This is a genomic window from Mycobacterium ulcerans subsp. shinshuense (assembly GCF_002355775.1).
Lineage (GTDB): Bacteria > Actinomycetota > Actinomycetes > Mycobacteriales > Mycobacteriaceae > Mycobacterium > Mycobacterium marinum.
The window spans coordinates 3,779,396-3,791,526 of record NZ_AP017624.1; the positions used below are offsets into that span (position 1 = coordinate 3,779,396).

Genomic DNA, 12,131 nt, shown 5'->3' on the forward strand with positions numbered 1-12,131 from the left:
GGCTTACAGCTCTCCGGCGTCGATCGCTTCCTTGACCTCTTGCGCGTGGGCCACCTGCTCCGGGGTGTACCCGATGAACACTGCCGCTCCGCCGACGATCACGGCCGCTCCGGCGACCCACAACAGGCCGTAGGTGTATCCGTGGTCGAGCGCGTGCAGCTGTGCGTCGTTCATGAACTTGACCGGGCCCGTGGTGCCACCCAGATACAGCGTGCGGGAGGTAATCACGGCCTGAATGACGGCCAGCACCAGCGGCCCGCCCAGGCTCTGCAGCATGAGCGTGAGGGCCGATACCGGACCGATGCGGTCGAAGCCGACGCCGGCGATCGCCGCCAGCGTCAGCGGGACGACAGCCATGCCGATACCGATGCCGCCGATCACGATGGGGGCCACCAGGTTCGGGAAGTAGGGCACACCGCGCTGCATGAACGCCCAGCCGTAGATCATCGCGCACACCAGCAGGTATCCACCGCCGATCGTCAGCACCCGCGGCGAGAATCGCGAAACCAGCTGCGAGGACACGCCTAGGCCGATTCCCATCGCGATGACGAAGGGGATGAAGCCGACACCGGCACGTAGCGCGCTGTAGCCCAAGACGTCCTGCACGTACAAGCCGATGCAGACGGTCAGGCTGAACATCACGCCACCGGCCAAGAAGATGGCGATGAACGTGACCAGCCGGTTGCGGTCATGGAACAGGTCAAACGGTACGACGGGGTTTTCGGCGGTACGTTCCACCAGAACGAAGCCGAGAGCGGCGGCGAACGCCACGGCACCCGAGCCGATCGTGGTGATCGAGAGCCAGCCCTTTTCCGGGCCCATCGAGAAGGCGAATACGGCAGCGGTGCACGCCAGTGTGGCCAGGATGGCACCGGCGGCGTCCAGCTTCATCCGCTCGCGGTTGGTCTCGCGCAGCGCGGTGCGAGCCAGGTAGATCATGACCAGACCGATCGGCACGTTGACCATGAACGCCAGCCGCCAGGAGACCTCGGTCAGCGCCCCGCCTACCACCAGGCCCATCACCGAACCGACCGCAGTCATCGCGGCGAATACCGCCGTCGCGGCGTTACGCGCCGGCCCCTTCGGGAACGTGGTGGCCACCAGGGCCAAACCAGTCGGCGAGGCGATCGCCGATCCCACACCCTGCGATAGCCGTGCGATGACCAATGTCGCCTCGTCCCAGGCGACCGCACACAGCACCGACGAGATGGTGAACAGCGCGACGCCGACGATGAATGTCCGCTTACGCCCGATCGTGTCGCCAAGCCGGCCGCCGAGCAGCATCAGCCCGCCGAAGGTCAGCACGTATGCGGTAATCACCCAGCTCCGACCCGCGTCGGAAAGGCTCAGCTCGTCCTGAATCTTAGGAAGCGCGACGATCGCGACGGTGCTGTCCATCGTCGCCAGCAGCTGCATCCCGCCGATCGCAATAACCGCGGCGATGAAGCGGCGCGAGGGCAACCACGTCGGGTAATACCTGCTCGCGCGCTCTGAAGCGGTCTCCGTCTCGCGCGTTGCGCGAGCGGAGGTCGGACGCTCCTGCCGTCCGGACGTCCAATTATGGACTGCCCGCTCTGTGTCGTTGAGAGCCGTCATAGCGGGTTACCTTACAGTAATCTTAAGAATCGTTTAATCCCCGAATGCCGCGACAGCCCCTATGACGATGATCGCAGGAGGTCGGATCCCCTCCGCGCGGACCTTTTCCGGCGTGTCGGCAAGGGTCGCCCGCAACGTGTGCTGAGCGGGCGTCGTTCCATGCTGAACGACAAGCACCGGCGTATCCGCAGGTCGGCCGCCTTTCAACAGCGCCTCGACGAAAAGTTCGATTCGTTCGACCGCCATCAGCAAAACAATCGTGCCTGACATTGCTGCCAACGCATTCCAATTCACTAACGATTCGGGATGGTCGGGCGCGATATGGCCGCTGACCACCACAAACTCGTGATTTGTGGCCCGATGAGTGACCGGAACGCCCGCCAAAGCGGGCACAGCTATGGCACTCGTCACACCTGCCACCACAATCACCGGAATCCCGGCTTCGGTGCATGCCAACACCTCTTCATAGCCCCGCGCGAAGACGAACGGGTCGCCCCCTTTGAGGCGGACGACAAAGCGCCCCGCCTTGGCCCGCTCGATCATGACGTCGTTGATGGCGTCCTGGGCCATGGCCCGGCCGTAAGGGATCTTGGCCGCGTCGATGACTTCCACGTGCGGCGGCAGTTCGGCGAGCAGTTCAGGTGGCGCGAGCCGGTCGGCGACGACGACATCCGCCTGGGCGAGCAGGCGTCGACCCCGGACGGTGATCAGCTCCGGATCCCCCGGACCGCCGCCGATCAGCGCGACCCCGCCCCGGATGACGTCGGAACTCTGATAGCTCGTCGAGGTGACAAGGCCGTTCTGCAGCGCCTCGCGAATCGCCGACCGGATTGCCGCCGAACGACGGTGGTCGCCACTGGCCAAGACTCCCACCGACAGGCCCGCGTGGTTGAAGGTCGCGGGGGTGACCGCGGTTCCTTCCACGGCGATGTCGGCGCGCACGCAGAAAATCTGGCGCCGATCGGCTTCAGCGACGATGGCCGCGTTCACCGCGGGGTCATCGGTGGCCGCTATCGCGTACCAGGCGCCTTCCAAGTCGCCGTCGCGATATTCCCGCAGGGTCAAGGTGATCTTGTCCATCACCTCGACAGAACGGGTGGCGCTACGGGATATGACTTGCACATCCGCGCCGCTGGCGATCAGAAGGGGCAGACGGCGCTGAGCAACGGTGCCCCCGCCGACCACGACGACCTTCCTGCCGGTCAGACGCAGTCCGACAAGGTAGGGGCTCTCGATCACCCGGCAAGCTTAGTGGTGACCGCCAGCGCGGCGAGGAGCCGGGCGCAGCGGGTCGCCACCATCAAATCCAGTGGTGACCGCCAGCGCGGCGAGGAGCCGGGCGCAGCGGGTCGCCACCATCAAATCCAGTGGTGACCGCCAGCGCGGCGGGGAGCCGGGCGCAGCGGGTCGCCACCATCAAATCCCGTGGCCGGCCCGGGCGGCGTGCGCGACAAAACGTGCTACCGCGTCCGGCGTGGATGCCGGATGAGTGTGCAGGTATGACGCATGCACGCCGGCATGTACAACTCCATCCCGCACCGCTGCCGCATCGTTGCCGCGATACACCCAAGCCGGCTCGTAACGATCGGAGAAGGTGACGGTGGTGCGGTGGAATTCGTGTCCGACAACTCGATGGCCGGCCGCATACAACGCCGAGTCCGCAACCGCGACCGCGTCGCGATATCCCAGGGTGAGGTGCGGGGTGAACCGTGCCGATCCGGCCAGCACATCGCACATCGGGTACCCATCGAGTTCGGAGGCCAAATAGATAAGGCCCGCGCATTCAGCGTGCAGGGGCGCGCCGGCGTGCGCCAGGTCTTTGATTTGGCGGCGCACCAGGTCGTTGGCGGACAGCTCCGCGGTGAACTGCTCGGGAAATCCGCCGGGTAGCAGGACGCCGGTGCTATCCGCGGGCAGTGGTTCGCCGAGCGGGTCGAACTCGACCACGTCGGCCCCGGCGGCCCGCAACAACTCAGCGTGCTCGGCGTACGCGAAGCTGAATGCCTTGCCGGCGGCCATCGCGATGGTGGCGTGGCCGGCTGGCGCCCCACCAATGGCGGTCACCGGGTCCCAGGGCGCATCGCCGACACTGCTGCCGGCCGCGGCCAGCACCGCCTCCACGTCGACATGGCGGGCGATCAACGCTGTCATCGCCTCGACCGCCAGCCGGGCACGACGGCCATATTCGACGGCGGTAACCAGACCCAGATACCGCGTCGGAAGCTCCAGCTCGGCACTGCGCGGGATGGCGCCCACCACCGGCACACCGGCTTGCTCGCACGCCTGCCGCAAAACGTGCTCATGGCGGGCGCTTCCGACCCGGTTGAGAATGACCCCGGCGATGCGGGTCTTGGAGTCGAACGTAGAAAAGCCATGTAGCAGTGCGGCGATGCTGTGGCTTTGGCCGCGGGCATCGACCACCAGAATCACCGGTGTTCCCAACAGATTTGCCACGTGTGCGCTCGAACCCGTCGCCGGGCCCGCCACGGCGTGCTCGATACGCCCGTCGAAAAGGCCCATCACCCCTTCGACCACCGCGATGTCGGCACCTTGTGCGCCGTGTGCGTACAGCGGGCCGATGAGCCGCTCCCCCACCAATACCGGGTCCAAGTTGCGGCCCGGGCGTCCCGCGGCCAGGGCGTGGTAGCCGGGATCGATGAAATCCGGGCCGACCTTGAACGGGGCGACCCTGCGGCCCGCTTGTCGGAGCGCTCCGATCAGACCCGTGGCCACGGTGGTCTTTCCGCTGCCCGATGCCGGGGCGGCGATCACCACACCGGGGATTGAGTTCACCGAGGCACCCGGTGCGAGCGTGCACAAAATGCCACCTGTAGCGGCGTGTCGCTGTGCCGACACGCACGCTCGCGGCACCGGGGCGGGGCGATGCTCACCACTCGATGCCCTTCTGCCCCTTACGCCCCGCGTCCATCGGGTGTTTGACCTTGGTCATCTCGGTGACCAGGTCGGCGGCCGCAATCAGCTGCGCGGGGGCATCACGCCCGGTGATCACCACATGCTGGTACCCCGGCCGCGCCAGCAGTACGTCCACCACTTCCCCGACGTCCACCCAGCCCCACTTGAGTGGGTAGGTGAACTCGTCGAGCACGTAGAACTGGTGGCGCTGCGCCGCCAGTCGCCGCGCGATCTCGGCCCAGCCGTCCGCTGCTGCGGCCGCGTGGTCGTCGTCGCTGCCGACCTTGCGTGACCAGGACCACCCCGCGCCCATCTTGTGCCACTGGACGGCCGCGCCGATCCCCTGCTGGTCGTGCAACCGGCCGAGGTGTTGGAACGCCGTCTCCTCGCCCACTTTCCACTTGGCACTCTTGACGAACTGGAATACCGCGACATCCAAGCCGACGTTCCAAGCCCGCAGCGCCATTCCGAACGCCGCGGTCGACTTGCCCTTGCCGTCACCGGTATGCACGGCCAGCACCGGGGTGTTGCGCCGCTGTCGGGTAGTGAGACCGTCGTCGGGGACTTGGGCCGGATTTCCCTGTGGCATAAGCAGTTGCCTTCCGCGAGTTCAGGCCACGCTGCGGATGGCTTGCGCCAAATAGTCGGCGTGCAACTGTTCGAGCCGCACCGCCGGCGCGCCGAGATGGCGGGCGAGTTGCTGGGCCAGTCCGAGCCGCACATACGACGTCTCGCAGTCCACAACCACCGCGGTGGCGCCTTCGGCGACAAGCCGAGCGGCGGCGGTTCGGCTGCGGCCCAACGGGTCCCGCCCGGCGGTGGCCCGTCCATCGGTGAGCACCACCACCAGCGGGCGGCGGGCACGGTCGCGTACTTTCTCCCGGATCACCAGCTCGCGCGCGGCCAGCAGACCCTCGGCCAGCGGAGTCTTGCCGCCGGTGTCGAACCGGGCCAGCCGCCGGCTGGCGATGTGCGCCGACGAGGTGGGTGACAGCAGGATCTTGGCTTCATGCTGGCGGAACGTGATCACCGCGACCTTGTCCCGGCGCTGGTAGGCATCGCGCAGCAGCGACATGGTCGCGCCGCTGACCGCCGCCATCCGATCCCGGGCAGCCATCGATCCCGAAGCGTCCACGACGAAGATCACCAGGTTGCCCTCACGCCCCTCGCGCACCGCCCGGCGGATGTCGGCGCCCTGCGGGCGCAGCGGCCCCGATCCGGTGGCGTTTTCGGCGGCCGAGAGCAAGGTGGCGAACAGGTGCAACCCACGGGCGCCGGAATTGCTGTCACTACCGTCGGCGGCCGCTACCACGCTGCCGGAGCCGTTGCGCGCCCGCGAGCGCCGCCCGGGCGCACCTTCGCCGACCCCGGGCACAACCAGCGCGCGGGTGCGGAACACCTTGGACGGCCCGGCGCTGGGCTTGGGCGCCTGCTGGGGCCTGGAGTTCGAGTTCTGTTGTTGAGGAGGGCAATCCTGGCCGGCTGACTGGCCTCCACCCGGCGGGTCGGGCTCCGGCTCGGGCGAACCCTGCGACTCCGCTCCGGCCCGTGCCAGTGCCTCGTCGAGCTGGTCGCGGTCAATACCGTGATCGTCGAATGGGTCCCGACGACGGCGATGGGGCAATGCCAGTTCCGCGGCGACCCGCACGTCTTGTTCTTCGACGGCCGGTGCGCCGCGCCACGCCGCATGAGCGGTGGCCGTTCGGGCCAGCACCAGATCCGCTCGCATGCCATCGACGTCGAACGCCGCGCACAACGCGGCGATCCGGCGCAATTCGTGGTCGGGCAACACGACCGTGTCGACGATGTCCCGCGCCTCGGCGATACGGCGGGCCAGCTCGGCGTCGGGGCCGACATAGCGTTCACAGAAGGCGTCCGGGTCGGCTTCAAAAGCCATCCGCTGGCGAATGACTTCCACGCGGACGTCCACGTCGCGGGACGCGTGCACGTCGACGGTCAGCCCGAACCGGTCCAGCAGTTGTGGACGCAGTTCGCCTTCTTCGGGATTCATCGTGCCGATCAGGACGAAGCGGGCCTCGTGCGAATGTGAGATGCCGTCCCGTTCGACGTGCACCCGCCCCATCGCGGCGGCGTCGAGCAAGATGTCGACCAGATGATCGTGCAGCAAGTTCACTTCGTCGACGTAGAGCACTCCCCCGTGGGCGCGGGCCAGCAGTCCCGGCGCGAAGGCGTGTTCGCCATCGCGCAAGACGCGCTGCAGGTCCAGCGAGCCGACCACCCGGTCCTCGGTGGCTCCCAGCGGCATTTCGACCAGCCCGGGACCGGAACTGCCGGTAGCGGCGGACAGTAGCGCGGCGAGCCCGCGCACGGCTGTTGATTTCGCGGTGCCCTTCTCGCCGCGAATGAGCACGCCGCCTATCTCCGGACGAACGGCGCACAACAGCAACGCCAGTCGCATCTGGTCGTGTCCAACGATCGCGCTGAATGGATAGGCCTTCATGACTGCGCCGCGGGACCGTGTGCGGGCCGCAACATGGGCAGGTGCGGAATACCGTCGTCGATGAAATCGTCCCCGTCACGAACGAATCCGTGCCGCGCATACATTTCGGCCAGGTAGACCTGCGCGTCGATCCGGCACGGGTAGTCGCCAACCTCGGCCAGGGCTGCCCGCAGCAGCCGGGTGGAGTGCCCGTGCCCGCGGGCCTGACGTTTCGTACACAGCCGGCCAAGCCGGAACACCTTCTCGCCCCCGGCGTGTTCCTCCATCAACCGCAACGTGCAAATCACTTCGCCATCGGCGGTTTCCAGCCAGAAGTGGCGGGTCTCGGCGAGCAGATCACGGCCGTCCAGCTCCGGATAGGGGCAGGCCTGCTCGACCACGAACACCTCGACCCGCAACTTGAGCAATTCGTAAAGGGTTGGTACGTCAAGGTCTTTGGCCCAGAAACGGCGCAGCGCTTCGCTCCTGACGCATCCAGCTGCAGCGCCCTGCTGCTCCAGGACCGCACCTCGTCGTACAAAACCGGCTCTTCAGACAAGTTCGCCCCCAACGACGGCACCATCTCTTTGAGTGCTGGCAGCCAGGACTGGTACCGATGGGTAAAGCATCGCTGTAACACCTCAAGCATTATCGGCACCGCCGTCGAGGCCCCGGGCGACCCCCAAGTAGTCCCGCAATACTGCCGTCGGCCTCGCCGACCACCGTGGTACCGAATTCGAGCACACCACCATTGCGCTTGTCCCGACGGATCACCTGCACTCGCTGACCTGCCACAATCAATTCCCAGTCCGAATCCGCTGCACTGGGAACAAACTCGCGCAGCACCGCGACTCGGTCGGGCTCGGAGAGACGCAGCTGGCCGATCAGGTAGTTCAACAGTGTCACTTGAGTGACACCGACGCCAACCATGGACAGTATGTTGTTGGGCTTGATCGAACCAGGTAGGTCGCGCAAGTGGCCGCGCTTCAAGAACTTCGGCGACCATCCGGCGAACGGCCCGAACATCAGCCAGGACTTACCGTTGACATACCTCAGGTCCAGGTGCAACGCACCCAGCGGCGGGGCCCCCGGCGCCGGAACGCCGTACACCTTGGCCCGGTGTGCCGCGGTGAGCGCCGTGTTCGCGGTACGCAAGAACCGGCCGCCGATGGGAAAGCCGGCAAAACCGTTGATTTCCTTGATGCCCGACCGCTGCAGCAACGACAGCGCGTTGCCCCCGGCACCGACAAACACGAATTTGGTTTTCAGCTTGCGCTTTTCGCCGGTGCGCCGGTTGACCACGGTCAGCATCCAACCACCGTCGGGCTGTCGAACCAGATTGCGGACCTCCTGACCGAACAGGGCCACCGCGCCATTGCGCACGCAATAGCCAATGAGCTGTCGAGACAGTGCGCCGAAATCAACGTCGGTACCGTCGGCGGCCCAGTTGAGCGCAATCGGTTCGGAGAAAACACGTTTGGCGGCCATCAAAGGCAGTCGGCGGGCGAACTCGTCCGGGTCGTCGATCCACTCGGCGCCGGCGAACAGCGGGTTGCCGGCCAGCGCGTCGCGACGCCGCCGCAGCTGATGGACCCGCTCGGCACCGTGCACAAAGCTCACGTGCGGGAGTGGGTTGAGGAAGCTGCGCACGTCGTTGAGGATGCCGTTCTCCGCCGCGTACGCCCAAAACTGGCGGGTGACCTGAAAATCCTCGTTGATCCGCACCGCTTTGGAAATGTCTATGGAACCGTCGGGTCGCTGTGGCGTGTAGTTCAACTCGCACAGCGCGGAGTGCCCGGTGTCGGCATTGTTCCAGGGGCCACTGCTTTCTGCTGCGACGGCGTCCAGGCGCTCGATGAGGGTGATCGACCAGTCCGGTTCCAGTCGTCGCAGCATCGCGCCCAGCGTGGCGCTCATGCTGCCCGCGCCCACCAGCACGACGTCGGTTCTGGCTGACTCTGACACCGGATCGTTGGTCCTTCGTGTTCGCGCGGTTGTGCAGGTCCTCAGGTTATCCCGCCGGGCATGGGCCCCACCCAAACCGCTGCCGTCGAGCCGGCAGACCTCGGGGCGCAGGCCGCAATTGCGACGGCGCAGACCAGCAAACGCCGCTGCCCCACCTAGTCGCCCGCGCTTCGGTGATCGCCTCTAAGCTGACCTCGTGAGCGGCTGGGTACCCGATGTACTGCCTGGCTATGAGCAGTACACGATCCCGCTCGGACCCGATCCCGTCGACGAGGGCGACATCGTCGCGACCCTGGTCCGCCGGGCGAACGCCGCGCCCTCGGCACACGCGGTTCTGGCGGTGCACGGCTTCACCGACTACTTCTTCAATACCGCTCTGGCCGACCACTTCGCCGACCGCGGCTTCGCCTTTTACGCGCTGGATCTGCAAAAGTGCGGCCGCTCGCACCGGCCTGGCCAAACCCCGCACTTCACCACCGACCTGGCGCAATACGACGTCGAACTGCAGCGCGCCTTGGCGATCATCGGCGAGCACACCGGCGCGGCAGATGCCACCAAGGTCCTCGTCTACGGGCATTCGGCCGGCGGGCTCATCGTGTCGCTATGGCTGGACCGGCTGCGTCGGCGCCGGCTCGGTGCGCACGGGGGCGTCGGCGGCCTGGTGCTCAACAGCCCGTGGCTGGACCTGCAGGGCGCGGCGGTCCTGCGCCTGGGCGTGATTTCCGCCGCGATCGGCGCGGTATCGCGGGTGCGCCCCATGTGGGTGCTCCGAGCGCGAGGTGAGCCCGGCTACGGCTCCGGCCTGCACCGGGACTACCACGGCGAGTTCGACTTCAACCTGCAGTGGAAACCGCTGGGCGGCTTTCCCGTCACCGCCGGCTGGTTCAGTGCCATACGCCGCGGCCAGGCGCGGCTGCATCGGGGGCTGGACGTCGGCGTGCCCAATCTGATCCTGCGTTCGGACCACAGCGTGCCCGACAGCGCCGACCCGACCGCCGTAGAACGCGGCGACGCGGTTCTCGACGTCACACAAATCGCCCGCTGGGCCGGCTGCATCGGGAACCGCAGCACCGTCATTCCGGTGCCGGACGCCAAACACGATGTGTTCTTGTCCCTGCCACAACCTCGACTGACCGCTTATCGTCAGCTGGACCGCTGGCTGGACCACTACCTCGAGACTATCGACGCCGACCCATCAAAGCCCTTGCGCAAGGGTTGACCGCGGCGCCCGCAAGTCGGACATGAACAAGGCGGCGCCGACGCCGAGCAGTGCGATCAACGCGGGCAACAGCAGTGACTGCGACATCGAGGCCGAGAACGGCTCGCGCGCAAACTCGGGCAGCTGCAGGGCGACGCCTTCGGTTGCCGCCGCCGCAGAGGTATGCGCGTCGTCGTGGATGGCCGGGGCCTGGGCGGCAATGCGTGATGTCATCAACGCCGCCATCCCGGCACTGCCGAGCGTGGCGCCCAACGCCCGAGCCGCGTTGTATACCCCTGAACTCGCACCGACCAGCTCCGCCGGCAGGTCACGGGTGGCGGTAACCGTCAACACAGGCCAGGCGAACACCATTCCAACGCCAAGGAAAGCGATCGGCACTGCTAACCGCCAAACCGGGGTTGCCGGGGCCATCTCGATCGAGAACCAGATCAGCGAGATGGCCACCACTGAGAAGCCGAAACCGGCCACCGCCCGCGGGTGTGCCCGATCCAGGATCTTGCCGATGAACGGGGTCAACAAGCCGACGACAATGGGCAGCGGCGCCATCAGCAGCGCCGTACGAGTCGGCGACAAGCCCCGCACCGTCTGCATATAGAACACGCCAGGCAGCATCATCGCCGCCGCCACGAACGCGATCACCGCCACACCGAAGCTGCACAGGGCGAAGTTGCGATCGCCGAAGATCCGCAGCGGGATCAGCGGCTCGCTGGTATTCACCGATTGCCAGTAGACAAATACGGTCACAAACCCGACGCCCACGGCGATCATCGCCCAGATCCATGGCGACCAGCCGGCCGCGTGCCCCTGCTGCAGCCCGAAGACGATGAGGAGCAAGCCGAGTCCGGATAGCCCCACACGGATCAGGTCGAACCGGCGCGTGTGCGTCGGCAGTGCGGGCACAAACCGCACGGCCAGCACCAATCCGACGATGCCGACGGGGATATTGACGAAAAAGATCCACTGCCACCCAAGGGTGTCGACCAGCGCGCCGCCGAGCAGCGGACCGACCAGATTGCCGAAGCCGACGGCCGCCGCCCAAACGGTCGCCGCCGCTCCGCGACGTTCCGGCGGGAAAGCCCGGGTGACGATGGTGAATGTCTGTGTGTAGAGCAACGCGGCGCCGATGCCTTGGGCCACCCGAGCCGCTATCAATATTTCGATGGTGCCCGACAGGCCACACCACAATGAGCTGACGGTGAACACCGCCAATCCGGCCAGGTAGAGGTTCTTGACGCCGAACCGGTCACCAAGTCGACCAGCGACCAGCGACCAGCGACGGCACCGTATAGGCCAACACGTAGCCGCTGGTCACCCAGATCACCATTGATAGCTGGTGTTCAGCCCGGCCATGATGCTCGGGTTGGCGACGTACACGACGGTGTCGTCCACCGAGGTCATGAAGATGCCAATGGCGATCGCCCATAGCGTGTCGCGATGGGTTTGGACGGGCACAGCATTGCAGCGGATGCCCGGACTTGCCGGCACGGCTCGCGTCTCCCCCCGCGTCATGGCGCTACTTCGACCTGGCCACCACCAGCAGCGCGGGCCGCGGTGGCCGTAACGGGCCCGGCCGAGCCAGCCCGATGCAGCACCCAGGCGGCCATCACCAGCAATGACATCGCTGCGCCCCTTCCAGTCACTCGGTGAGCATCGGCGAGAACCGATGAATACCTGCGCCGCGGCTCGATCTGAAACAGCTGCAATATTCGCGCACGTCCCGACCGAATATTTCCCCGAACGGAAGCCAACGTCGATGATGCGTCGGCAAGTCCAGCCCGTGACTCTACCCCGCAGAAAGACGCTGCTATGCAAATCTGACAAATTGACAACATCTTGCCTATCTCCGCGAGAAAGCAACCACTGCGTGAATCACCAGCAAACTCAACAATTGTTTACAGATATCGACATACAACCTCGCCATCAAGCGTAGAATCGAACATGTTCAGCGAGCCGATTATCGCCAGTCCGATACCGAGGATAGTGCCCCAATACTAGAAT

At 66.3% G+C, this 12,131-nt stretch carries 6 protein-coding genes and 3 pseudogenes; 1 reads left to right on the forward strand and 8 read right to left on the reverse strand.

The window, feature by feature from the left end; translation table 11 throughout:
* Nucleotides 1-3: 3 nt before the first annotated feature.
* The 7 genes and pseudogenes from SHTP_RS17015 to mqo all read right to left on the reverse strand — a co-directional run.
* The gene (locus SHTP_RS17015) at nt 4-1,596 is read right to left on the reverse strand and encodes an MFS transporter (protein WP_012393683.1); all 1,593 of its coding nucleotides are present in this window, start codon (nt 1,594-1,596) and stop codon (nt 4-6) included.
* A gap of 22 nt (nt 1,597-1,618) precedes the next feature.
* Nucleotides 1,619-2,835 (reverse strand): annotated as a pseudogene (gene cobA, locus SHTP_RS17020) (uroporphyrinogen-III C-methyltransferase).
* Nucleotides 2,836-3,012: 177 nt separating this feature from the next.
* Nucleotides 3,013-4,380: a cobyrinic acid a,c-diamide synthase CobB gene (locus tag SHTP_RS17030; RefSeq protein ID WP_172900678.1), complete on the reverse strand. Its 1,368-nt coding sequence runs from the start codon at nt 4,378-4,380 to the stop codon at nt 3,013-3,015.
* A gap of 103 nt (nt 4,381-4,483) precedes the next feature.
* Nucleotides 4,484-5,098 carry a cob(I)yrinic acid a,c-diamide adenosyltransferase gene (gene cobO / locus SHTP_RS17035; RefSeq protein WP_011740150.1) on the reverse strand — a complete coding sequence of 205 codons (615 nt, stop codon included), beginning with the start codon at nt 5,096-5,098 and terminating at the stop codon, nt 4,484-4,486.
* 21 nt (nt 5,099-5,119) lie between these two features.
* On the reverse strand, nt 5,120-6,970 hold the full coding sequence (locus tag SHTP_RS17040; RefSeq protein WP_096371233.1) for a magnesium chelatase subunit D family protein: 1,851 nt from the start codon (nt 6,968-6,970) through the stop codon (nt 5,120-5,122).
* Entirely contained in the window at nt 6,967-7,470 is a 504-nt protein-coding gene (locus SHTP_RS17045; protein WP_231991622.1) for a GNAT family N-acetyltransferase, read from the reverse strand. Before SHTP_RS17045 ends, SHTP_RS17040 begins: the two co-directional genes overlap by 4 nt.
* A pseudogene (gene mqo / locus SHTP_RS17050) lies at nt 7,437-8,914 on the reverse strand (malate dehydrogenase (quinone)); the annotation flags it as partial. The pseudogene mqo and the gene SHTP_RS17045, both read right to left, overlap by 34 nt.
* A 196-nt stretch (nt 8,915-9,110) precedes the next feature.
* Between mqo and SHTP_RS17055 the strand changes: the two are divergent.
* The gene (locus SHTP_RS17055; RefSeq protein WP_096371235.1) at nt 9,111-10,133 is read left to right on the forward strand and encodes an alpha/beta hydrolase; all 1,023 of its coding nucleotides are present in this window, start codon (nt 9,111-9,113) and stop codon (nt 10,131-10,133) included.
* Here the strand turns inward: SHTP_RS17055 and SHTP_RS17060 are convergent.
* Nucleotides 10,110-11,618, reverse strand: a pseudogene (locus SHTP_RS17060) (MFS transporter). The gene SHTP_RS17055 and the pseudogene SHTP_RS17060 sit on opposite strands and share 24 nt — an antisense overlap.
* Nucleotides 11,619-12,131: the final 513 nt, after the last annotated feature.

Bases quoted from the DNA above. Each gene is read 5' to 3' on its own strand.
- SHTP_RS17015 (WP_012393683.1), bottom strand. From the start codon at position 1,596: ATGACGGCTCTCAACGACACAGAGCGGGCAGTCCATAATTGGACGTCC.
- cobO (WP_011740150.1), bottom strand. From the start codon at position 5,098: ATGCCACAGGGAAATCCGGCCCAAGTCCCCGACGACGGTCTCACTACC.
- SHTP_RS17040 (WP_096371233.1), bottom strand. From the start codon at position 6,970: ATGAAGGCCTATCCATTCAGCGCGATCGTTGGACACGACCAGATGCGA.